The sequence below is a fragment of the Streptomyces sp. NPDC111802 genome, from assembly GCF_055634335.1.
Genome location: NZ_JBVKCZ010000009.1, coordinates 62,204 through 86,251, shown reverse-complemented (window position 1 = coordinate 86,251; position 24,048 = coordinate 62,204). Strand labels below are relative to the sequence as shown.

Below are 24,048 nucleotides of genomic sequence, written 5' to 3'. Positions count from 1 at the left end.
CGCGGGGTTCCGGCGGGATGGGCCGACGGCTTTCGGCCGTCCGGGGCCGTCTGCCCCGCGGAGTCGTCGGTCGCCCTGCGAGTGGTTCGCTCGGCGACGCGGGGGTGGAGGGGTCAGATGCCGTACGCGCCGCCCCGGAGGTTCTGGTGCAGGTCCTGCGCGTAGCCCGGAGTGATCGACTGCGCGACGTCCTGCACACCGGTGACGGCGTTGCCGGCCAGCGGACCGGCCGAGTCCCGGACCGTGCCGGTCAGGCCCTCGGTGAAGGGCGCGACCTGCCCGGCCACCCCGTACGCGAAGGGGTCGACCTCGCCGACCACACCGCCCGCGAAGGGCCGGACGTCGTCCGTGGCGCCGTACGCCAGGTTGGTGGCGCTGTCTGCGACCCCGTCCACGACCGGCCGGACCGTGTCCACGACCTCGTCCACGACGGGCCGCACCGCACCGGTGACCCCGTACGCGAACGGCGGTACCTGCTCGGTGACGCCCTCGGCGAAGGGAACGGCCTGGCCGGCCACCCCGTGCGCGAACGGGTCGACCTCGCCGACCACACCGCCCGTGAACGGCTGGACGTCTCCGGCCACGCCGTACGCCAGCGCGCCCGCGTCCGCGACGGCCTGCCCGGCGACCGGCACGACCCCGTGCACGGCGGTGTCCGCGACGGGCGGCAGGACGCTGCCGGTGACATCCGCGGTCATCTGACCGACCAGACCGGTGGCGTACGGCGATACGTCGGCGGCGACCCCGTGCACGACCGGGCGCACGTCGGAGACGGCGCCGGAAGCGATGGGCCGGACGTCGGCGACGACGCCGGAGGCGAGGGGGCGGACTTCGGCGACGGTGCCGTGGGCGAAGTGCCGTACGTCGCCGACCGCGCCGTGGGCCACGGGCTGTACGTCCTGGACGGCGCCGGCGGCGACCGGTCGGATACCCGCGACGGCCTCGCCGGCCACGGGCTGGACGTCGGCGACGACGCCGTACGCCAGCGCGGTCGCGGCGCCGACCGTGTGCCCGGCTGTCCGGGTGACACCGGCCACCGCACTATGGGCGACCGGTACGACACCGGACACCGCACCGTGGGCGACCGGGACGACGCCGTCCACCGTCCGGCCGACGACGGGCTGGACGCCGGTGACCGCGTCGACGGCCACCGACTGGACACTGTCCACCGCGTACCCGGCGACGGGGGTCACCCCGGCCGCTGTGTCGGTGGCGGCGGGGACGACACCGGCGACCGCGTGCCCGGCGACCGGGACGACACCCTGCACGGCGCCGTGGGCGACCGTGACGACGCCGTGCACGGCCTCGGTGGCGACCGGCGGGACGACCGCGTCGGCGGTCTGCGCGACGACCGGGGTGACCGTGCCGGGGACGGTGGCGACGGTGCCGACGACGTGCTGCTCGACGCCGCCGACCGTGCCGGTGACGTGGCTCGGGACCGCGGAGACGGAGGCCTCGGCGGCCGCCGTGACGGTGCTGACCCGGCCCATGGCGGTGGACGCGGCGGACGTCGCCGTGTCCTTGACCTCGCCGTCGGCGTGGACGGCGGCGGCCTGTGCGACATGGCCCGCACCCGCCGCGGTACGCCCCGCGCCGGCGACGGCGTACTGCGCCTTCGTCCGTACGACACCCTCGATGCCCTGCGCCTGCGCACGAGCCGCCGCCTGGGTGCCCTGCAACTTCGTCTGCGTGGCGGCGAGCGCCTGCTCCAGCTCGGGCGCGAAGGCGGCGAGGGGGCCGAAGAGGTAGTCGATGGTGCCGGGGAGGTCGGGGGTGTGCGGGGTCTGCGGCGTGTGAGGGGTGTGCAGGGTGTGCGGGGTGTGGTGGGACGCGTCGTGGACATCGGCGACGGCCTGCGCGGCGACCTGCGCCGTGGCCTTGTCCGCGCGGGCGGCCTTGGCGCCCTGGATGGCCTGGGCCGCGCCCTTTGCCTTGGCGGCGGAGGGGACGGTGACCCTGGCGTCGACGTAACGACGGGCCTGGTCGGCGGTGTTCGAGGGTGTCGTCCTGGCCGTACCGGCGACGTCGGTCACCTCGTTGGTGACGCCGTCGGTGACACCTTCGGTGACGCCGGAGACGGTGTCCGTCACACCGGAGACGACTCCGTTGACGGTGTCGGTGACACCACCGAGGAGGCCGGAGGTGTCGGTGCTGTCGGCCGCGTCAGTCACGTCGGTGGCCTTGTCCGGTACGGAGAGGGTGGAGGCGGGCAGCTCGTCCGCGCTGGCGGCGGTCGAACCGAGCGCCCACGCGCCGGTGACACCGGCGGCTATCACGATCGAACGGCGGATGTTCTTGTTCATGCGTGCGTCGGATCCCTAGATCTTGGGGCTCCGAAGGCCCCCGGAGATCGCGGAAGCGATGAGCTCCGGGACTTCGGACGGTTGGGGACATTCCGGCGCCGTTTCCGGTCGCGGTCCGGGAAGTCGGGGACCGGCTGGACCAGGTTCGGCTCCGGCGGCTTCCGTCCTGAGGGACGGAGGGGCAGACCTGTTTCCGCCCCCGCGCGGCAGGTCTACGGCGGGGAGGGGCGGCCTACGCGGCTACGCGGGGGAAACCGGAATGTCCCGGTGCCTGTCCTTGACTTCGTCCGCTTCCACAAGAGCGGCGGCGCCGGGCACCAGCCCCAACGACACCCGCCTGCTCAACGAGACCGCATGCGCGTCCCCGTGCCTCGGCGTACCGCTGTCGCCCGCCGGGTGGCTGCCCAGCACCACGCCCGGATGGCCGACCGGCGCCTGGTGGGCGGGGGCGTAACCGGAGGGCGAGGTGCGGTGCGCGTCACTGGCTGCCGGGGCGTGGGCCGCGGCGGCGACGAAACGGGGCCCGTAGGCGGCGGTCGCTTCCTTGCCGCTACGTCCCTTTCCGGTACGCCCCTTGTCGCCGCCACCGTCAACCGGCGCGGGGGCGTCCGACCCCGGCTGCGGCGTCCCGGTGACGGGAGCCGGCAGCGTCTGGCCGGGCAGCGCGGGCAGCTCGGCGCCCGGCAGGCCCGGGAGCCCGGGAACCGCGGGGAACTCCAACCCCGGCCAGCTCGGCCACGTCGGCGCCTCGGGAGCCGTCGGCAGCGAGGGCAACGCCGTGAGCGGCGGCACCTTTGCCTGCACCTCGGCCAGCCCCGAGACGACATCCTCGGTCACGGTCCGCACGACATCGCCGACCGGCTGCACGAGTTGGGTGCCGGTGGCGGCCTGGGGTGCCTGGTCCTGGGGTGCGTAGGCCGGGGATTCTTGGGCCGGGGGTTCCTGGGCCTCGGGTTCCCGCACCTGCGGAGCCGGGTCCTGAGCCGGCTGGGCCGGCGCAGCCGTCGACTCGTCGTCGGCCACGGGCTCGGCGGGCGCGGGCGCGTTCAGGTGCCGCTCGACCGTGCCCTCGGTGGACGACCGGAGTTCGGCCGACACCGTGGTGTCCGACGTGGACGAAACGGCCGACGTGGACGAAGCCCCCACCGACACTCCGTCCGCCGCGTACGCCCGCTCCCCGCAAAGGAAGCCGAGCACGAACAAACCGCCCACCACCAGCACCATTTGCAGCACACGCCGCCCAGCCGCGATGCGCGGAACGCGCACAGCGGCACCGGGCAAGGTGGCTGGCCAGGTCAAGGCGGGGTGGTCCTCCCGTGCGGCGGAACGAAGTACACGTGACGCGACGAGTCGGCTGGACGCGGTACGGACGGGCGGCGCAACGGCGCACCGCTCACGAGACGCCGATCCTTGCACGCCCCTGCTGCGGTCGCGCAAGCCCCCCACTACCGATGGGTACTCATGTCCGTTTTGCTGGCCGAAGTCGGTCGTCAACAGGTCGACAAATCACCGGTAATTCCCGCCGACTCCTCCTCATACGGTGTCCGGCACCGGAATCGGCCGCTTCTCGATGGCCGCCGCCATCACCTCGGGGAACAGATCGGGCGTACACGCGAAGGCCGGTGCCCCCAGCGCACCGAGCGCGGCCGCGTGGTCCCGGTCGTACGCCGGTGCCCCTTCGTCCGACAGCGCCAGCAACGCCACGAACTGCACCCCCGACGCCTTCATCGCCGCCACCCGCTTGAGCATCTCGTTCCGTATCCCTCCCTCGTACAGGTCGCTGATCAGCACGACCACCGTCTCCGCGGGCCGGGTGATCTGCGACTGGCAGTATGCGAGCGCCCGGTTGATGTCCGTGCCGCCACCGAGTTGCGTGCCGAACAGCACGTCGACCGGGTCGTCGAGCTGGTCGGTGAGGTCGACGACGGAGGTGTCGAAGACGACGAGCCGGGTGCTGATGGACCGCATGGACGCCAGCACGGCCCCGAACACCGACGCGTACACCACGGATGCCGCCATCGACCCCGACTGGTCGATGCAGAGGATGACCTCCTTCTTCACGGACTGCGACGCCCGCCCGTACCCGATGAGCCGCTCCGGCACGATGGTCCGGTACTCCGGCAGGTAGTGCTTGAGGTTGGCCGCGATCGTGCGGTTCCAGTCGATGTCGTGATGGCGGGGCCGGTTGATACGGGCACTGCGGTCGAGAGCACCGGTGAGGGTGGCCCGGGTACGGGTGGCGAGCCGCTTCTCCAGGTCCTCGACGACCTTGCGCACCACGGCCCGTGCCGTCTCCTTGGTGGTCTCCGGCATCGCCCGGTTGAGCGAGAGCAGCGTGCCGACCAGATGCACGTCGGCCTCCACCGCCTCCAGCATCTCCGGCTCCAGCAGCAGCGCGGACAGCCCGAGCCGGTCGATGGCGTCCCGCTGCATGACCTGTACGACGGAGGACGGGAAGTACGTCCGGATGTCCCCGAGCCAGCGCGCCACGGACGGCGCCGACGCCCCGAGCCCCGCCGAACGGCCCTTCCCCGACTGCGCCTTGTCCCCCTTCCCGTAGAGCGCGGTCAACGCCCCGTCCATCGCGGCATCCTTCCCGGACAGCGCGCACCCGGTGCCGTCGGCGTCGTCCCCGCCGAGCACCATCCGCCACCGCCGCAACCGCTCCCGGGCCGGCTCAGTCGTCTCGGTCGTCATCGGCACACTCCCTCACGAGGCCGCTCCCAGAGCGGGATCACCGGCACGGTCGTCGTCATCGGCCGGCCCTGCGCCGTACCCCCACGCGGTCGCAGCACGACGCCCACCTCTCCGGGCCGCTCCCCCGTCCGCCGCACTCCGTCAGTCGTCATCCCGTCGCCCCCACAAAGTCGTTGTCCGCGAGGCCGTTCTGAGCGGCCCTTTCCACTCCCACCCCGCCCAGCCTTTCGTCCAGCCCCAACAGCAGCCGCACCACCGGCAACACGGCATCCGCCCGCTCGACATCGAGTTCGGCCGCGAAACCGGGTATCCCGGCACCCCCGCCCCCCGCACTCGCCCGCTCCCCCGGCCCGCGCCGAACCAGCTCCCCGAGGGTCCGCCGCACCCCCGCCTCATACGCCGAGAACGTCCGCCGCAGCAGCGGCAGCACATCCGTGAACGCCTCCGCCGACACCCCGGTGAGCCATGCGTCGACCAGGCCGAGCAGCCGCTCGTCGTGCACAAGCAGCATCCCGCCGCCCGAACCACCACCGACGAACCCCTCGATCCACGCGGCCGCATCCGCCGGCGGCGTCCCCGGCGACAACGCGAGCCCCATCAACCGCGCCGCCGCGTCCTGCGCCAACTCCCCGTCGTCCAGCAACAACCGCACGGCCCGCCCCCTGATGACACCGGGCACGGTGTCCCGCCCGGACAGCACCCGAAGCACCAAGTGCCAGCGCCTGCGCAGATCTCCGTGCCCGAGGGCGGGTGCGTTGCCCGGGCTGACATGGCCTGCGGGCACGCCCGGGCCCGGGATCGCGTGCTCTGCCGGCGTGCCTGCGCCCGGGATTGCGTGCTCTCCCGGGGTGCCCGCGCCCGGGGTGCCCGCGCCCGGGGTGCCCCGCTCTGTCGGCATCCCCGCACCCGGGACCCGGCCCCCATAAGGGCTGCCCTCGTCCGACGCCCCGCGCCCTTGAGGGGTGTCCCCACCCTGGACATCGCCCCCCGCAGCCTCGCCACCGCCACCGCGCCCGCCACCGCCCCGAGCACCTCGCCCCGACCCCACCGCATCGCCCAGCAACCCCACCGCTCCATGCACCGCGTCCACATGGCGCCGCATCTCCTCGGCCGCGTCGGCGTCCAGCGCGGCGCAGGCCGGGGGCAGGCCGACGAAGATGCGCTCGGCGAGCCCCGCGGCGACCTCCGCGAGCGCCTCGGTGTCCGTGCCGCGCACATCGCCGTACCGCAGGGAGCGGACCAGCGCGGGCAGGGCCTGGGCGAGGTGGCCGACGTCGGCGTCGAGGGCGGCCCGGTCGGCGAGGATCCGCATCACCGTGGGCAGGGCGTCCGGCAGTTCGGCCAGGAGGCAGCGCTCGGCCAGGGCGGTGACGTCGGCGAGGCCCTGCGCGGTGACGGCGTCCGCCTCCGCCTTGGCGGTCGCCGCCGCATACACGGTGGTCCCCCACACCCCGGCCTCCGCGACCCGCACGGACAGCTCGGGCTCCCACCGCAGCCGCCACGTCTCCCGGAAGGTCCCCGTACTCCCCCGCGAAGCGACCGGCTCGCCCCACTCCACGCGGAGCAGCCGCAGCCGATGCAGCAGCCTGCTGCGCTCGGCGTCGTTCTCCTTGCGCAGGTCGAGCTCCAACTCCCGCTCCAGCGCCTCCGGCTTGAGCCGCAACCGCCGCTGGCTCCGGTCGAGGTCCCGCTGCAACGGCACCGCCGGCGCCGACGGCGGCACCTCCCCCAGCACGTCGCCCACGACGAGCCGGTCCTGTACCAACGCCAGCGGCACGTCCGAGCCGTCGCACATCACCGCCCGCACCGCGTCGGTCGTCTCGCTCAGCCCCGGCAGGGGGCGCCCGCGCATCGCCGCGAGCGTCTCCGCCAGCCGGACCGCCTCGATGACATGCGCAGAGGACACGATCCGGTCCTCGTCCCGCAGGAGCCCGGCCACCTTGGTCAGCCAGCGCTCGACGGGCCGGTCCGGCGCGCTGAAGAGGTGCCCGTACCACCCCGGTGAGTCGATCCCCGCTCCGTACCCGCTGACCCGAGCCAACCGGCGATACGTCCACGGCACCCAGGTCATGTCGGCCTTGGCCTTGGGCAGCCCCTTCAGCAGTGCCTTGTCCGCGCCCACGGTGCTCTTCTGCCGCAGCGCGGGCACATGCCACGCCCCGCACACGACGGCCACGTCGTCCCCGAACTCCCCCTGCGCGGCCCGTAGTTGGAGCCGCATATAGGCCTCGCGCACGAGGTCCCGCTCGTGCCCCCCGCTCCCATACGCCTCCCGCAACGCCCCCATGGCCTCTTCGAGCCCGAGGAACGGCGCGAACGCGTCCCCGTCCCCCGCTCCCCGGTGCTCGACCACGTCCTCCCACCACCGCTCCGGATCGTCGTATCCGGCGACATCGGCGAGCACGGCGAGCGGGTCCAGCCGGACATCGGCGCGAGTGTCGCCCGGATCGGCCTCGTCGGTGCCGGGCGTGCGGTCGCTCGCGGGGCCCGGACCGTCGCCGTCCTCGGTCCCGGGCAGGGCGTCCGCGCCCGGCTCGTTCGCCCCGCCCTCGCCCGCATCGAGCGCGGCCTCGTCCTGCTTCCCCCATGCCAAGGTGTGCGTGGCCGGGAGGTCGATGAAGCGGGCCGGGACCTGGTGCTCCACGGCCCAGCGGATCGCGACCCACTCGGGGGAGAACTCGGCCAGCGGCCAGAAGGCCGAGCGGCCGGGTTCGTCCACGGCGTGGGCGAGGAGGGCGACCGGCGGTCGCATGGCCTCGTCGCCGGCGAGCGGGATCAGGACATCGGCCTCCGGCGGCCCCTCGATCAGTACGGTCCGAGGGCGAGCCGCGTCCAACGCCGCCCGCACCGCCCGCGCCGACCCGGGCCCGTGGTGCCGTACGCCGAGCAGCAGCGGTCCCGAAGGCCTCACCGTCGGAGCGGGTGCGGCCACGGTGTCCGGGCCCTCCGCAGGCACATCGCCCACCCGGTGGGCGCCCGCCTCCAGGCTCCCGCTCCCCGTCCCGTCCATGCCCGTCACACCGTCCACCGTCCCCCTCGATCCCGACTGTCCGATGCCGCCGCCGATCACGCCGTCGCCCTCGCCCCGCTGCCCACGCACCACGTCACCGCTCACCGCGCACTCCCCCTCTCCTCCGCGGCCACCTCACGACGCCGCCGGCGCCGCCCTCCTGGCCGCTTCCGCGACCAGGAGGGGCCACACCACCCATCACCGTCACGGCCTCATCCGTCCGTCACGGGCCGCAACCGGGCCTCGTCAGCCCTCACTCCGGCGTCATGGCGCCTCGGCCACGGAGCCGCCGGACTTCGATCCACCGCTCGGGCGGCCCCAACCCAGGTCGTCCTCGTCGTTCACGCGCTCACCTCCCGGCACGCCCGGTAGAAGTCCGTCCAGCCGTCCCGTTCGCGCACGACCGCCTCCAGGTACTCCTGCCAGACGACCCGGTCGGCCGCCGGGTCGCGGACGACGGCGCCGAGGATGCCCGCGGCGACATCGGCGGGGCGCAGCACCCCGTCGCCGAAGTGGGCGGCCAGGGCGAGGCCGCTGGTGACGACGGAGATCGCCTCCGCCGTCGACAGCGTGCCGCTCGGCGACTTCAGCTTCGTGCGGCCGTCGGACGTCACCCCGTCGCGCAGCTCACGGAAGACGGTGACGACCCGGAGGATCTCGTCGACACCCTCCGGCACGGCCGGCAGGTCGAGCGAACGGCCGATCTGGTCGACGCGGCGGGAGACGATGTCCACCTCGGCCTCGACGCTCTCCGGCAGCGGCAGCACGACCGTGTTGAAGCGGCGGCGCAGGGCGCTGGAGAGGTCGTTGACGCCACGGTCGCGATCGTTGGCCGTGGCGATCAGGTTGAAGCCGCGGACCGCCTGCACCTCCTGCCCCAACTCCGGTATCGGCAGCGTCTTCTCCGACAGGATCGTGATCAGCGTGTCCTGCACATCGGCCGGAATACGGGTCAGTTCCTCGACGCGTGCGGTCATCCCGTCCGCCATGGCACGCATCACGGGGCTGGGCACAAGGGCGTCACGGCTCGGCCCGTGCGCGAGCAGCTGCGCGTAGTTCCAGCCGTACCGGATCGCCTCCTCCGGCGTGCCGGCCGTGCCCTGCACCAGCAGTGTCGAATCGCCGCTGACCGCCGCGGCCAGGTGCTCGGAGACCCAGGTCTTCGCAGTGCCGGGCACGCCCAGCAGGAGCAGGGCGCGATCGGTGGCCAGCGTGGTGACGGCGACCTCGACGATGCGGCGCGGGCCCACGTACTTCGGTGTGATCACCGTGCCGTCCGGCAGGGTGCCGCCGAGCAGATATGTGGCGACGGCCCACGGCGACAGCTTCCAGCGGGCCGGGCGCGGCCGGTCGTCCTGCACGGCCAGTGCGGCGAGTTCATGGGCGAAGGCGTCCTCGGCATGCGGTCGCAACGCCTCGGCCGGTTCTGTCTCCCCCGCTTCGACGGATGTCGGTTCTACGGACACAGGCATGGCAAAGTCCCCCTCCAGCTCGGCCGGTTCAGCCGCTTCGGATCTGGCACCCACGTTGCACCACGCCACTGACAATGCGTTCCGACCTGCGAAAACGTGCTCGCGGCAGGGCACGGCGGACCGATTGTCAGTGCTGGGATCTACCTTCGATGGCATGACTCAGCAGGGGGTGCGCTGGACCGCGGACCAGGTGCTGGCGCTGGCGCCTGACGCCGCGTCACGCAAAGCCGGAAGCAAACTCGGCGCGGCGGGGCCGTGGTCCGAGGCGGGGAGTGCCGACGAAGGGACGGTGTGGGGGCTGTGCAAGGGCAGTGGCAGCAAGCCGTATCAGACGGTCATCGACATCGCGGACGCATCGGGGCCCGCGTACAAGTGCAGTTGCCCGAGCCGGAAGTTCCCGTGCAAGCACGCGCTCGGGCTGCTGCTGCTCTGGGCCGGCGGAGACGGTGCGGTGCCGCAGGGGCAGCCGCCGGACTGGGCTGAGCAGTGGATAAAGGGGAGAAGGCAGCGCGCCGAGGAGAAGCGGTCGGCGGGCGACCCCGGTTCCGCTACGGCGTCCGCCGACCCGGAGGCGGCACGACGCAGGGCGGAGCGCCGGGCCGTACGGGTCACCGCGGGGGCGACGGAGCTGGAGCAGCGTCTGGCTGACCTGCTGCGCGGCGGCCTGGCCGGGGCGGAACAGGCGGGGTACGGGCTGTGGGAGGAGACGGCCGCCCGCATGGTCGACGCCCAGGCCCCTGGGCTGGCCGCACGGGTGCGGGAGTTGGGGGCGATCCCGGCATCCGGCCCCGGCTGGCCGGTGCGTCTGCTGGAGGAGTGCGCCCTGATCCACCTCCTCGACCAGGGCTGGCTGCGCCGCGAAGGGCTGCCCGACGGCCTGGCGGACACGGTCCGCTCCCGCATCGGCCTGCCCGCCTCGGCGGACGGTCCGCCGGTGCGGGACCGCTGGCTGGTTCTCGCCCAGTACGACACGGCCGACGTGAAACTGACGACGCGCCGGATATGGCTGCACGGCGCCGACTCGGGCCGCACCGCGCTGCTCCTCTCTTATGGCGCCGCCGGCCGTGCCCCGGAGCTGACGCTGCCGGTGGGGCTGGCGCTGGAGGCGGAGGTGGCGTCGTACCCGGGCGCCGGGCAGCTACGAGCCGCACTGGGTGAGCAGTTCGCACCGCCCGCACCAGCGGCGATACGGCCGCCGGGCGTGACGACGGCCGAGGCGACCGCCCGTTACGGCGAGGCGCTCCGCGCCGATCCATGGCTGGAGTCCGTCCCGGTGACCCTGGACAGGGTCACACCGACTCCGGACGGCGACTCATGGCAGCTCGCGGACGCCGACGCGGACACAGCTCTGCCGCTCACCCCGGCCGCCCGCGCCCGTCCCGGCCTGTGGCGCCTCGTCGCGCTGTCGGGCGGTGCGCCGGTCACGGTGTTCGGCGAGTGCGGCCACCGCGGCTTCACCCCGCTGACGGCCTGGCCGGAGGGGACGGGAGAGGCCGTACAGCTGTGCTGAGCGGCAGGCTCCACCGCCCGGACTCCACCACGACACCCACCGCGAACTCCACGGCACCCCGCACGAAGGCAGAGAGGAATGACCCCATGAACAGTCCCTCCGTTCCCGTGGATTCGGCGCCCAGCGCCTGGGAGGAGCTCGTCACGGCGGCGCTGCTCGGGACGGACCGGCGTACGGCCCCGGGCGGCACACCGGGCCGGGAGGCACCGGTGGCGCTGCTGGACGCGGCGGCCGTGGAGACCGTACGGCGACGGGCCGGGCTGCGGCCGGCGCGGGCCGCGCAACGTCCCCAGCCGGCCCCGGAGGACCCGCGACCGGCGCTGCCCCCGGCGGCGGCCCGCAGGCTGGCGATGCTGCTGTCCGACCGTCCGGGCGTGTCCGGCGGCGGCCGCAGGGGCACGGCACCCGACCTCGTGGAACTGCTGCCCGAGTGGCTCGCGACCGCGAACAACCGGGGTTTCGGGCCACGCCCCGAGGTGATGCCCGCCCTGCTGGACGCCGCGCGAGGGCGTACGGATCTACGCCCTGCGGCGCTGACGTTCGCGGGCCCGCGCGCGGTGTGGCTCGCCCGGCTCAACCCGGACTGGCGGTTCGCCCTGCGCGCGACCCCGGGCGGGGGCGCGTCGCTGCCTCATCTCGAGGACGCGGCGCAGGTCCGACAGCTCTGGCAGGAGGGGCTGTTCGCGGAGCGGGTCGCCCTGCTCTCCGCGATACGCGCGCGTGAGCCCGATGCCGCGCGTGAGCTGCTGACCACGACGTGGGCGACCGAGCGGGCCGAGGACCGGTTGATGTTCCTCGACTCGCTGCGGACGGGACTCGGCCCGCGGGACGAGCCGTTCCTCGAGCAGGCGCTGTCCGACCGGAGCCGCAATGTCCGGTCGACGGCCGCGGAGCTGCTGTCGGCGCTGCCGGGCTCGGCGCTCGCCGCGCGGATGGCCGTGCGGGCCGGGGCCTGCGTGGCGCTGGATCACACGGGGGAGGCGCCGGCGATCACCGTCGAGGCGCCGCACGAGTGCGACGCGGGCATGGAGCGCGACGGCGTGCTGGCCAAGGCCCCGGCGGGGCGGGGTGAACGGTCCTGGTGGTTCGGCCAGTTGGTGGAGGCCGCGCCGCTGAGTACCTGGCCGGGGCGGCTGGGACGCCGTACCCCTCAGGAGATCGTGGCACTGCCGGTGACGGACGACTGGCAGGCCGAGCTGCACGCGGCCTGGTGCCGCGCGGCGGTACGGCAGCGGGACGCCGAGTGGGCGAGGGCGCTGCTCGGGTCGCCCTCGGCTGCGGAGGCCGGCGGTCCGGGGGCGGTGTCCCTGGCCGAGCGCGCGAAGCTCCTCGGCACGCTGGGCTCGGCCGAGCGGGCGGAGTGGGTCGCCGGGTTCATCGCGACACACGGTCTGTCGGAGGCGTTTCAGCTGCTCGGGGTGTGTGCGGTGCCGTGGTCCGCGGCGCTCGGGCGGGCAGTGGTCGACGCGCTCAACATCGCGCGGGACGCGGGGAGTTATCCATGGAGCTTCAGTGGAGTGATGGGCCTGGCCGAGCGCTGCCTCGACCCGGCCGAGGCGGGCCGCCTGGACGGCCTGCTGGCGGTACCGGACGAGCCGGAGGACGCGTCGCCGGGGGCCGGGGGGTATTGGGCGGAGGCGTTCCAGCGACTGGTCACGACATTGCGGTTGCGGGCGGCCATGATCAAGGAACTGGAACCGCCGAGCCCGTCCGGCAGTTGAGGACGAGCCCGTTCAGGCCGAGGCAGTTCAGGACGAGCCCGTTCGCGCCGAGCCGGGGGGGCCGGGGCCGCAACCACCAGCAGACAGCCCGGCGGAGCGACCCGCATCACGCGACAGCGTCCCGGGCCGACCCGCACCACGCGACGGCCTACGCCCCCGCCGGCTGCCGCACGTTCGCCCGGACCCAGTCCACGATCGACTGTGTCGTCGCCCCGGGCGTGAAGATCTCCGCGACGCCCTTCTCCTTGAGCGGGGCAATGTCGTCCTCGGGAATGATCCCGCCGCCGAAGACGAGGATGTCCTCCGCGTCACGCTCCTTGAGCAGATCGATCACGGCGGCGAAGAGGGTGTTGTGGGCCCCGGAGAGAATGGACAGGCCGATCGCGTCGGCGTCCTCCTGGATCGCGGTGTCGACGATCTGCTCAGGGGTCTGGTGAAGCCCGGTGTAAATGACCTCCATACCGGCGTCGCGCAGCGCCCGCGCGATCACCTTGGCCCCGCGATCGTGGCCGTCGAGTCCCGGCTTGGCCACCACCACGCGGATCGGACCGGCTGCCACACCCATCACTGCCTCCATGAAGCGACTACATCCATCCGTACCGACAAGCATCGCTCATATATGAGTTATGCCGCACAGCCCGCACATGTCATACATGGTGCGCGTATCGCACTTTTCCGCTGCTTACCGCACCGGACGTGCCCCCACGGCACGGACGCCCCGGGCCACACTGCCCGAAGAAGTGAACGAACGTTATCGCCAGCATCCCGCAACCGGCAGTTTCACGGTGCAGACCGAGGGGGAAATCACACGGTGGGACACGTTCGCCGCGCAACGTTCCACATCTCTGCGGCACACGGGCCGCAGCAGCCTGCGGTACACGCGTCGCAGCGGGACCAAGCGCAACGGGAGCCGCAACGAGGTCGCCGCACCACCGCGCCGCAGGCCGCGCGACGTGGTGGTGCGGCGCATCGACGGTGGCACGAAGGGCACGTAGGGCAGGTAAGGCACGACAGCGGGGAAGCCTCGTCGCCACACCGGCAGGGAGCCCCGTCAGGTCATCGGCGCAGCACGGCCACCGAGGCCGCTACGCGCAGCGCGCGCCTCGCTTGCCCCACGCGCCCTCCTCATGCCTCGTCGGCCACCTCCGTCGCGACTTCCCACGAGGGCACACGGGGGCCGGAGCCGTCCTCCAACGTGCCGCAAGGAGGTCGGCCATGAAGGTCACCGGGGCAGTACTCCCGTTTCTCCCGCTCTACCGGCATCTGCTTCCGAGCAGGCTCGCCGGCCTCTCCCTGGCCCTGCTGAAGGCGACCGCCCTGGAGATCGCGATCCTCGCCGGGCACCTGCTGCTCTACCCATCCGGCATCACACAGGAGCGCCGGACCACCCCCGACCTCCCCACACCCGACACCGCCCAGCTGCCCACGGGGGCGAGGCCCCCCGTCGTCCTGCTGCACGGCTTCATAGACAACCGCTCCGTCTTCGTCCTGCTGCGGCGCAGCCTCGCCCAGGACGGCAGGCACCAGGTCGAGTCGCTCAACTACTCACCCCTGACCTGCGACATCCGCACCGCCGCCGAGCTGCTCGGCCGACACATAGAGGGGATCTGCGAGCGCACCGGCAGCAAGCAGGTCGACATCGTCGGGCACAGCCTCGGCGGGCTGATAGCGCGTTACTACGTTCAGCGCCTCGGCGGCGACCACCGGGTCCGTACGCTCGTCACGCTCGGCACGCCGCACTCCGGCACCCGTGTCGTCCCGCTGGCCAACGCGCACCCCATCGTGCGCCAGATGCGCCCCGGCTCACCGATCCTCGAGGAACTGACCCGCCCCGCATCCGGCTGCCGTACGCACTTCGTGAGCTTCTGGAGCGACCTCGACCATCTGATGGACCCGCTGGAGACGGCCTGCATCGACCACCCGGACCTGATGGCGCAGAACGTCCGCGTGAGCGGTGTCGGTCACCTCGCCCTGCCGGTGCACCCGGCCGTGGCGACCGGAATACGGCAGGCCCTCGACTCCGCACAGACGACAACCGAGGTCGCAGCCCACCCCGACGGCCTCACGGTGGCGTAACGACAGTCGTCCAGCATCGAACAATCTTCGAACACAAGGCCAAACTCGCGCCCACAGTCCGCCAAAACACGGCCGAATGCCCGTTTCCTGCGCGAGCGAAACCTGCGGAAGATTGTCGTGCCCGCGTACTGCCGGGTACAGTCGCCGCACTGCTCTGGCAGCCCCTGTTGTCGAGGCGAGAGAGAAGTTGGTGAACGATCGTCACCCGTCGGGGACCATGACGTCTCCGGCTTCGGCTTCCGACGCCGCCTCGGCGCACTACGCGTCGTACGGCACGCAGGAAGCCCACTACGGTGACTCCACCACGTACGGCGCCTACGACGCCAACGGATATGCCACCGCCGGCCACACCGCCCCGACCTTCGACGCCGACCCGCTGTTCGGCAGCCTTCCCGGCGAGGGCACGGGCGCGTACGACGCCACGCAGTGGTCCACGGGCAGCCACCACACCGCGCACTACGACGCCTATGCGGGCCAGCACCAGGCCGCCTATGACACCGGCGCGTACGACAGCGCGGCCTGGACGACCGAACACGAGCGGCTCGCCTTCGTCCCGCAGCAGGCCAACGGCCATGACGTCTCCGGTCAGTGGGACGCGAACGCCTGGCTCCAGCCCGACCAGTCCGGCACCCCGGCCGACCAGACCCAGCACTGGGAATGGGGCACGACGGCCTTCGACACGGGGGCGTACGACGCCACCCAGTGGAACTCCGACGGCACCGCGGCGCGGACGACCGACGACTACGAGCAGTCAGCAGAATCCTTCGACCAGCAGGCGACGGCGCACTTCGAGCAGATCGAGCACGGCTCCCCCACGGCCTACGAAGAACACTCTGCCTACGAGGACCACTCGGCGTACGAAGAACACTCGGCGTACGAAGACCCGGCGGCCTACGACGAGCACACGCCGTACGAGCACACCCAGTACGACGACCCGGCCCAGCAGGAAGCCGAGTTGAGCGCCACGGGCGAACTCCCCGCCGTGGCCCCGCTCCTCGACGACCAGGAGGAGTCCACCCCGGCCCCCTCCTCGCGCGCCGCCTCCCGCAGCGGGTCGCGCTCCCGTCGCCGTACGCCCCCCAAGCGCTCCGCGCTGCTGACGATCGCCGTGCCCTCGGCGTGTGTGATGGGCGTCGCGGGCATCGCCGCCGCCTCCGTCGGCACGCTGACCGACGACAAGGACGCGTCCACGCTGGCCGCGGAGGGCGAGGCCGTGAAGCCGTCCACCGCGAACAACAAGCTGGACACCCAGCTGGAGAGCCTCTCCGCCGGCGTCGACGACTTCGCCGACCGGGCCAGCCGTACCCAGGAGCGCATCGACCTCAAGGCCCAGCAGGCGGCCGAGAAGCGGAAGGCCGCCGAGGAGGCCGCGCGCAAGGAGCGGCTGCGCCCGAAGTTCGCGGTCCCGGTCGCACAGCACGGCCTCAGCGCCTACTTCGGCCAGTCCGGCATCAACTGGATGTCCGTGCACACCGGTATCGACTTCCCCGTCTCCTACGGCACGACGGTGATGGCCGCGACCGACGGCACCGTCCGCACGCAGTGGAACAGCGCCTACGGCAACATGATGATCGTGACCGCGAAGGACGGCACGGAGACGTGGTACTGCCACCTCTCCACCTACCGCGTGGCCTCCGGTACCACGGTCAAGGCCGGCGACCCGATCGCGTACTCCGGCAACTCCGGCAACTCGACCGGCCCGCACCTGCACTTCGAGGTACGCCCCGGCGGCGGCTCGGCCATAGACCCGCTGCCCTGGCTGCGCAGCCACGGGGTCGACCCGACGTAAACGACGCCACCGCCTCGCGCCCCCGCCCTTCAGCGGGGGCGCACTTGTCGGTACTGGCGCTTCGCCACCGGTACCAGAGCTTCGCGCTAGAGCTTCTCCACGGGCGCGTACCGCAGCAGCAACCGCTTCGGCTTGGTGTCCCCGAAGTCGATCGTCGCCTCGGCGTTCGCGCCGGTGCCCTTCACACCCGTCACCGTGCCGAGCCCGAACTGGTCGTGTGTGACACGGTCACCGACGGCCAGCTGGACGACCGGCTTCTCGGAGGTGCGGCGCGTGGCGAAACCGGACGCGCCCGAGGCCGAGGAGCGCGAGCGGGACGACGACAGCGAGGCGGCGACCCCGGACGCGGGCCCGGAGGAGACCGGCGAGGTCGCCCCCGTGCGCTTCCAGTCGACATGCGCCGCCGGGATCTCCTCCAGGAAGCGGGACGGCGGGTTGTACGACGGCTGCCCCCACGCGCTCCGCATCGACGAGCGGGTCAGATACAGCCGCTCACGCGCGCGCGTGATGCCGACGTACGCGAGCCGCCGCTCCTCCTCCAGCTCCTTGGTCTGGCCGAGGGCGCGCATGTGCGGGAAGACGCCGTCCTCCATGCCGGTGAGGAAGACGACCGGGAACTCCAGGCCCTTGGCGGTGTGCAGGGTCATCAGGGTGATGACGCCCGAGCCGTCCTCCTCCTCGTCCGGGATCTGGTCGGAGTCGGCGACCAGCGCGACCCGCTCCAGGAAGTCCGAGAGCCCGCCGGGCGCCTCGCCCTCACCCGATTCCTGCTCGAACTCCAGGGCGACGGCCGCGAGTTCCTGAAGGTTCTCGATGCGGGTCTCGTCCTGAGGGTCCGTGGAGGCCTGCAACTCGGCGAGATAGCCGGTCCGTTCGAGGACCGCTTCCAGGACGGTCGCCGGTCCCGCGCCGGACTCGACGATCGTACGGAGCTCCTCCATCAGCGCGTTGAACCGCTTGACCGCGTTGGTCGACCGCGCGGCCATGCCGTACGCCTCGTCGACACGCCGCAGCGCCTGCGGGAAGCTGATCTTCTCCCGCTGTGAAAGGGCGTCGATCATCGCCTCGGCGCGGTCACCGATGCCACGCTTGGGGACGTTGAGGATCCGTCGCAGCGGCACGGAGTCCTCGGGGTTGGCCAGCACCCGCAGATAGGCGAGTACGTCCCGGACCTCCTTGCGCTCGTAGAACCGGACCCCGCCGACGACCTTGTAGGGCAGCCCGACGCGGATGAAGACTTCCTCGAAGACACGGGACTGGGCGTTCGTACGGTAGAAGACGGCGACGTCGCCGGCCTTCGCGTCCCCCGCGTCGGTCAGTCGGTCTATCTCGTCGGCGACGAACTGCGCCTCGTCGTGCTCGGTGTCCGCGACATAGCCGGTGATGCGCGCGCCCGCGCCCGCGTTGGTCCACAGGTTCTTCGGGCGGCGGGACTCATTGCGCTCGATGACCGCGTTGGCGACGGTCAGGATCGTCTGCGTGGAGCGGTAGTTCTGTTCCAGCAGGATCGTCGTCGCGTCCGGGTAGTCCTCCTCGAACTGGAGGATGTTGCGGATGGTGGCGCCCCGGAACGCATAGATGGACTGGTCGGCGTCGCCCACCACGCACAGCTCGGCGGGCGCGAGGTCGTACTCGCTGGGCGGCACGTCGACGGGGTGCTCGCTGGTCCCGACGAGCTCGCGCACCAGCGCGTACTGGGCGTGGTTGGTGTCCTGGTACTCGTCCACGAGGACGTGCCGGAAACGACGGCGGTAGTGCTCGGCGACGTCCGGGAAGGCCCGCAGCAGATTGACCGTCGTCATGATCAGGTCGTCGAAGTCGAGGGCGTTGGCCTCCCGCAATCGCGACTGGTACATGGCATAGGCCTGCGCGAGGGTCTTCTCGAAGCCGTCCGTCGCCTGGGCGGCGAAGTCCTCCTCGTCGATCAGCTCGTTCTTCAGGTTGCTGATCTTGGCGCTGAAGGACTTGGGCGGGAAGCGCTTGGGATCGAGGTCCAGATCACGGCACACCAGCGCCATCAACCGCTTGCTGTCGGCGGCGTCGTAGATCGAGAACGACGACGTGAACCCGAGCTTCTTGCTCTCCCTGCGCAGGATGCGCACGCACGCGCTGTGGAAGGTCATCACCCACATCGCGTTCGCACGCGGGCCGACGAGCTGCTCGACGCGCTCCTTCATCTCACCGGCGGCCTTGTTGGTGAAGGTGATCGCGAGGATCTGCCCCGGATGCACGTTCCGCTCGGCCAGGAGATGGGCGATGCGATGGGTGAGCACACGCGTCTTGCCGGATCCGGCCCCGGCCACGATGAGCAGGGGGGTGCCGGAGTGGACGACGGCGGCGCGCTGGTTCTCGTTCAACCCCTCCAGCAGCGCCGCGGCGTCGATGGCCGGCCGCGGGGCGCCGTCGCGGTAGTAGGCGTCCCGGTCCGGCGGCACGTCGAACTTCCCACCGAACAGATCGTCCGGAACCGGCTCCGGAGCGTGATCGCCCTCGGGCGGTGGTGGCGGCTCTTCCTCATGGGCCCGTGGGGCCTGGAGGTCCGCCAGGAAGCTGTCGTCAAAGAGGCTGCTCATCGCTCTCCGAGTCTAGGCGGCCCCACTGACAGCCCGCCGCCACCCCGAGAACATCACACGTTCCGAATCCCGACGATCTTCCGGGACACCCGCCCGAGAGCCCCTCACCCCCCGCGACCAGCCCCTTACAGCAAGCGATCGACCAGGCCGAGCGATCAAATACCGCAACAAATAATGCGAAACAACCCACCCACCACATAAGTACTCAAACAGTCCCGCACTCCCCCGAATCAGCTGCTCCTGATACCGCCTCGCCTCAAGGTCACGAAAATGTATCGGGCATATCGAACATCAACCTTCACAGGGGCCACACGAGTTGGCTACCGTGCCGGACAGGCCGTACGACCCCCACCGGCGATCGACGCCGGGCCGCACGGCCTCCGCCGAGTCCGGCGCGCCCGCACGGCGAACCGGAGCCGGGGACCCACCGAACTTGGGGTGAATCGGCCCGACTTCCCATCCGGGAACGGCCGTAGGGCAACCCTTCCGAACCACCCGCCCGAACCCGACAGCTAACTCGGTAGGCGGAGCATGGAAGGAGTCGCCTCCCTTGGCGTCGCACCGCAAGTCGCGTCCCGCCGGTACGCGCGTAGCAGGCATACGGACCCCCGCCCTCGCCACGGCGGCCCTCACGTCCGTCGCCCTGCTGTCCCAGACGGCCAACGCGAGCCCCTCGACGGACGACAACCCCAGCCTCGAAGAGGTCGAGAAGAAGGTCGACGACCTCTACCGCCAGGCGGAGTCGGCGACCGAGAAGTACAACGCGGCCAAGGAGAAGACCGCGAAGCAGCGCCAGCGCGTCGACACCCTCCTCGACGACGTCGCCCAGCGCACCCAGAAGCTCAACGAGGCACGCGAGGAACTGGGCCGCTCCGCCGCCGCCCAGTACCGCACCGGCGCCACCGCCCCCGACACGGCGACCTTCCTCCTCGCGGACACCCCGCAGGACTACTTCGACCAGAGCCAGCTGATGGGCCGTATGACGGACCGTCAGAAGGAATCGGTCGACGAGTACTTCACGCAGCAGTCAGCGACCATGAAGAAGCGCAGGGAGGCCACCCAGAGCCTCGAGACGCTCACCGAATCGCAGAACGACCTCCAGACCGCCAAGACCACCGTCCAGCAGAAGCTCTCCGACGCACGCGAGCTCCTCTCGAAGCTGACGGCGGAGGAGAAGGCCCGCCTCGCCGCGATCGAGAAGCGCAAGCAGGAGGAAGCCGCGCGCAAGGCAGCCGAACTGGCCCGCCAGCAGGCGGAGGCCGAGCGCCAGCGCCAGGAAGCCGCGCAACAGCAGCAGGAGAGCACGGCGCCCCCGTCCGACTCCGGCACCTCGGACTCGTCCTCCTCGGACCCGTCCTCCTCGGACCCGTCCTCCTCGGACTCCTCGTACGCCACCAAGGCCGAGAAGGCCCTGGCCTTCGCCCGCTCCCAGATCGGCAAGCCGTACGTCTGGGGCGCCACCGGCCCCGACTCCTACGACTGCTCGGGCCTCACCCAGGCCGCCTGGAAGGCCGCCGGCGTCGACATCCCGCGCGTCACCTACGACCAGGTCAACGCCGGCACCACGGTCTCCCTCTCCAGCGCCCAGCCCGGCGACCTGGTCTTCTTCTACGACGACGTCACCCATGTGGGCATCTACATAGGCAACGGCATGATGATCCACGCCCCGAAGCCCGGCGCCTACGTCCGCGAGGAGTCGATCTACTACGACGGGGAGTCGTCGATCCACAGCGTGGTCCGCCCCGCCTGACACCCGTCCTCTCCCGACCACGCGCGCGGGCCGCTCGTAAGGCCACGCGCGCGTGGCACGCACAGACACAGCGGCCATGCCGCGAAACGCTAAGGCGAGCCGAAAAGCACCCGTACCCCACCGCCCCCACACACACAGACCACCGCAGGCATCAACGCGCACCCACCCCCCGCGCGCCCCACCCCCATCCCCCACCCCACTCCCTAGCATCGCCCCATGCGCGCCACCACCACCCGCACCTCCCCCCTCCACACCTGGTGGTCGCGGCGACCCCCCGCAGCCGGCGCCGCCGTCATGGCAACCGGCATCATCTCGGTAGCCCTGCACCAGACGGGCTACGAGACCCTGTCCCGCATCGCCCTGGCCCTCGCAAGCGCAGCCTGGCTCGCCCTGGCGGGGGATTTCACCGCCCGCCTCCTCCGGGACCGCCCCAGATGGCTCAAGGAGGCAGCCACCCCGGCCGCCCTCACCGCCGTCGCGGCGACAACAGTCCTCGGCACCCGTTTCAGCACCCTCGGCTGGCAACCCCTCGCCCAGGCGCTCCTGGCCCTAGCGGCCCTGCTCTGGCCAGGCATCCTCATCGCCGTCGTACGCGACTGGCACCGCCAGATGCCCGGCGGGGTCTTCCTCGGCTGCGTGGCCACGGAGGGCGTAGCCGTCCTGGGCGCGACACTCGCCGCATCAGAGACAAAGGCGTGGCTCGCCCACACCGCACTCGTCCTGTTCTGGCTGGGCCTGGTCCTCTACGCCGTCGCCCTCACCTGCTTCGACCCACGCCAGATCGCCCACGGCGCCGGCGACCACTGGGTGGCAGGCGGCGCCATGGCCATCTCCGCAATGGCCGGCGCGCAGCTTCTCGCCGCCGACACCCCCGGCATTCACCTCTGGAACGAGGACGACACCGACGTCCTGCGCACGGTGACCGTCGCCCTGCTCGTACTCGGCCTGGCCTGGTACGCCGTCCTGCTCATCGCCGAGTTCGCATGGCCGAGGCAGCGCTACGACGTACGCCGCTGGGCAACCGTCTTCCCGATGGGAATGACGGCGGCGGCAACCCTCTTCGTCGCCTCCGCCGTGGACGTCCCCTGGCTCGAAACCCCCGGCGAGGTGCTCCTCTGGATCTCGGTGGCGGCGTGGCTGGCGGTCGCCACAGGCGCCGTACGGACCTATACCGGCCCAAGAACCCCGCAGACCCCCGGGCCCCCCGGCACCGGCGTCACGTCCACAACACGGCGATGAAGACGTTCGCCGTGGTCAGCAGCCCGACCACACCGAACAGACTCTTGTCCACCTTCTCCTCGTCCCGCTTCACATAGACGAGCCCGAGGATCACTATCAGCAGCGCCAGCTTCACGCCGATCTTGATGTTGTCGACGGACTGGTCGTCCGCCTGATTGAGGCCGACGAGGATCACACCGGTGACCAGCATGGTCAGCGCGCCGTGCAGCATCGCGGGGACGAACCGGGCGGTGCCCTGACCCATCGCCTTCATCTGGGTGAAGAAACCACCGAGCAGCGCGGCGATACCGATGATGTGCAGACCGACGAAGAGATGGATGAGTACGCCCATGGAGCCGGAGCCTAACCACCACGAAAAACCCACCCGACACCGCCCCGCGCCCTCCCCGATCTCGCATATATGCGCGCCATAGCACCCCGCCACCCCTGCGCAATCCCAAACCGCCACATCGGTCAGCACCCAGCGTGAACCAGACGACCCCATCCCGGGATCACGCTCACTTACGGTCACCGACGGTCCGCTCCCGGCACTTCCGCACAACGCGTCACCGGCCCGCCACGGCGAGGTTTAGCGTCCTCCACCAGGTGACCGGCTCCCCACCGCCGCCCGGGCCAGGGGCGGCAGTCGGCCACCACCGCCGAAAAAGTCCGGCGGCGGCCCGCTCCCCCTGTGCGAGCCGCCGCCGGACGCGTAACCCGCCCCGGGCGGTCGTACGTCGCTCCCCCCAGGCGCCCGTACACCCGCCGCTCCTCCGGGGCGGGAGTACGCCACCGTCCGCCGCCCCAGGCGGACGCCCGGGACGAGGCGGTCGTACGAAAGGACGTGCAGTCCACGTGGCAGCGCACCGAAAGCCCCGCCGACGCACGGTCGGCGGCATCGGCGGCAATACGGCCCGCACGGCATGGACCATCGCACTGGCGGGCGCGGCGACGGCGACGGGTTTCGACGGGACCGGGCACGCCGAGCCGCAGCTGACACCGGCGCAGGTGAAGGCGAAGGTGGACAGGCTGTACCAGGAGGCGGAGGTCGCCACCGAGAAGTACAACGGGGCGAAGGAGAAGGCGGACGCGGCCGAGCAGCGGATCAGGACGCTCCAGGACGAGGCCGCTCGCAAGACGGACCAGCTCAACTCGGCGCGTGACGCGCTCGGTTCGATGGCCGCGGCGCAGTACCGAGACGGCGGCGTCGACCCGGCGCTCCAGCTCGCGCTCTCCGACGACCCCGACCGCTATCTCGCCGGCGCGGAGTTCGTCGAACGCGCAGGCAACCGCCAGGCGGCGTCCGTCGCCGACGTCCGCGGCCAGCTGCGCGAGATCGAGCAGCTGCGCGGCGCCGCCCATATCGAACTGGCCTCGCTGAAGTCCCGCCAGGCCGAGCTGAAACGCCACAAGGAGACGCTGACCGGCAAGCTGGACGAGGCCAAAGAACTGCTCGCCCGGCTGACCGCCGAGGAGCGGGCCCGGCTCCAGCCGGGCGACACGGACCGCGCCACCCGCTCCGCCACCGGCACCCGCGACGACCTCACCACCCCCGGCACCGCCACCGCAGGAGCCCCCAACTCGCGTGCGGCGTCCGCCATTTCCTACGCCTACGCCAAACTCGGCAGCCCCTACGTCTGGGGCGCGACCGGCCCGGACGCCTTCGACTGCTCAGGCCTCACCCAGGCCGCGTACCGCTCGGCCGGTATCTCACTGCCCCGAACGACCTACGCCCAGATCGACGCGGGCCGCCGTGTCTCCCGCTCCGAACTCCTCCCGGGCGACCTGGTGTTCTTCTACTCCGGCATCAGCCACGTGGGCCTCTACATCGGCAACGGCCAGATGATCCACGCCCCGAACCCGTCGGCCCCGGTCCGGGTGGCCCCGCTCGACGAGATGCCGTTCGCAGGGGCCACTCGGGTGGCGTGA

The 24,048-nt window shown here is 71.9% G+C and carries 16 protein-coding genes and 1 riboswitch; of the genes, 8 read left to right on the top strand and 8 right to left on the bottom strand.

Annotation, left to right across the window (positions count from 1 at the left end; all coding sequences use genetic code 11):
• Positions 1-113 precede the first annotated feature (113 nt).
• The 5 genes from ACZ7NC_RS12125 to ACZ7NC_RS12105 form a co-directional block, all read right to left on the bottom strand.
• Positions 114-2,303, bottom strand: a complete 2,190-nt coding sequence (locus tag ACZ7NC_RS12125) for a hypothetical protein (RefSeq protein WP_471487306.1) — start codon at positions 2,301-2,303, stop codon at positions 114-116.
• 240 nt (positions 2,304-2,543) lie between these two features.
• Complete coding sequence (locus tag ACZ7NC_RS12120) at positions 2,544-3,602, bottom strand: hypothetical protein (RefSeq protein ID WP_471487304.1); 1,059 nt, start codon at positions 3,600-3,602, stop codon at positions 2,544-2,546.
• Between the two features lie 234 nt (positions 3,603-3,836).
• Complete coding sequence (locus ACZ7NC_RS12115) at positions 3,837-5,000, bottom strand: VWA domain-containing protein (protein ID WP_471487302.1); 1,164 nt, start codon at positions 4,998-5,000, stop codon at positions 3,837-3,839.
• Between the two features lie 148 nt (positions 5,001-5,148).
• On the bottom strand, positions 5,149-8,010 hold the full coding sequence (locus ACZ7NC_RS12110) for a DUF5682 family protein (protein ID WP_471487523.1): 2,862 nt from the start codon (positions 8,008-8,010) through the stop codon (positions 5,149-5,151).
• Between the two features lie 341 nt (positions 8,011-8,351).
• Positions 8,352-9,482: an ATP-binding protein gene (locus tag ACZ7NC_RS12105; RefSeq protein WP_471487300.1), complete on the bottom strand. Its 1,131-nt coding sequence runs from the start codon at positions 9,480-9,482 to the stop codon at positions 8,352-8,354.
• 154 nt (positions 9,483-9,636) lie between these two features.
• On the opposite strand from ACZ7NC_RS12105, the gene ACZ7NC_RS12100 reads away from it, so the two are divergent.
• Both ACZ7NC_RS12100 and ACZ7NC_RS12095 read left to right on the top strand, forming a co-directional pair.
• Positions 9,637-10,992: an SWIM zinc finger family protein gene (locus tag ACZ7NC_RS12100; protein ID WP_471487298.1), complete on the top strand. Its 1,356-nt coding sequence runs from the start codon at positions 9,637-9,639 to the stop codon at positions 10,990-10,992.
• 86 nt (positions 10,993-11,078) lie between these two features.
• Entirely contained in the window at positions 11,079-12,713 is a 1,635-nt protein-coding gene (locus ACZ7NC_RS12095) for a DUF5691 domain-containing protein (RefSeq protein WP_471487296.1), read from the top strand.
• Between the two features lie 148 nt (positions 12,714-12,861).
• Here the strand turns inward: ACZ7NC_RS12095 and ACZ7NC_RS12090 are convergent, their stop codons facing one another.
• Positions 12,862-13,278 carry a cobalamin B12-binding domain-containing protein gene (locus tag ACZ7NC_RS12090; RefSeq protein WP_471487294.1) on the bottom strand — a complete coding sequence of 139 codons (417 nt, stop codon included), beginning with the start codon at positions 13,276-13,278 and terminating at the stop codon, positions 12,862-12,864.
• 175 nt (positions 13,279-13,453) lie between these two features.
• On the opposite strand from ACZ7NC_RS12090, the gene ACZ7NC_RS12085 reads away from it, so the two are divergent.
• From ACZ7NC_RS12085 to ACZ7NC_RS12075, 3 genes are all read left to right on the top strand, one after another.
• A complete protein-coding gene (locus tag ACZ7NC_RS12085) occupies positions 13,454-13,708 on the top strand; it encodes a hypothetical protein (RefSeq protein WP_471487292.1) in 255 nt (84 codons plus the stop codon).
• A gap of 220 nt (positions 13,709-13,928) precedes the next feature.
• Complete coding sequence (locus tag ACZ7NC_RS12080) at positions 13,929-14,789, top strand: lipase family alpha/beta hydrolase (protein WP_471487290.1); 861 nt, start codon at positions 13,929-13,931, stop codon at positions 14,787-14,789.
• A 217-nt stretch (positions 14,790-15,006) separates the two neighbouring features.
• A complete protein-coding gene (locus tag ACZ7NC_RS12075; protein ID WP_471487288.1) occupies positions 15,007-16,578 on the top strand; it encodes a M23 family metallopeptidase in 1,572 nt (523 codons plus the stop codon).
• A gap of 86 nt (positions 16,579-16,664) precedes the next feature.
• On the opposite strand, the gene pcrA is transcribed toward ACZ7NC_RS12075, so the two are convergent.
• Positions 16,665-19,151 carry a DNA helicase PcrA gene (gene pcrA, locus ACZ7NC_RS12070; protein ID WP_471487286.1) on the bottom strand — a complete coding sequence of 829 codons (2,487 nt, stop codon included), beginning with the start codon at positions 19,149-19,151 and terminating at the stop codon, positions 16,665-16,667.
• Positions 19,152-19,522: 371 nt separating this feature from the next.
• A riboswitch (cyclic di-AMP (ydaO/yuaA leader) is annotated at positions 19,523-19,693 on the top strand.
• 8 nt (positions 19,694-19,701) lie between these two features.
• Here pcrA and ACZ7NC_RS12065 point away from each other — a divergent pair.
• The gene (locus tag ACZ7NC_RS12065; protein WP_471487284.1) at positions 19,702-20,901 is read left to right on the top strand and encodes a C40 family peptidase; all 1,200 of its coding nucleotides are present in this window, start codon (positions 19,702-19,704) and stop codon (positions 20,899-20,901) included.
• Positions 20,902-21,117: 216 nt separating this feature from the next.
• Entirely contained in the window at positions 21,118-22,140 is a 1,023-nt protein-coding gene (locus tag ACZ7NC_RS12060) for a tellurite resistance/C4-dicarboxylate transporter family protein (protein WP_471487282.1), read from the top strand.
• On the opposite strand, the gene ACZ7NC_RS12055 is transcribed toward ACZ7NC_RS12060, so the two are convergent.
• Positions 22,118-22,471: a hypothetical protein gene (locus ACZ7NC_RS12055; protein ID WP_471487280.1), complete on the bottom strand. Its 354-nt coding sequence runs from the start codon at positions 22,469-22,471 to the stop codon at positions 22,118-22,120. The two genes, ACZ7NC_RS12060 and ACZ7NC_RS12055, sit on opposite strands and share 23 nt — an antisense overlap.
• A gap of 503 nt (positions 22,472-22,974) precedes the next feature.
• Between ACZ7NC_RS12055 and ACZ7NC_RS12050 the strand changes: the two genes are divergently transcribed.
• Positions 22,975-24,048: a C40 family peptidase gene (locus ACZ7NC_RS12050; protein ID WP_471487278.1), complete on the top strand. Its 1,074-nt coding sequence runs from the start codon at positions 22,975-22,977 to the stop codon at positions 24,046-24,048.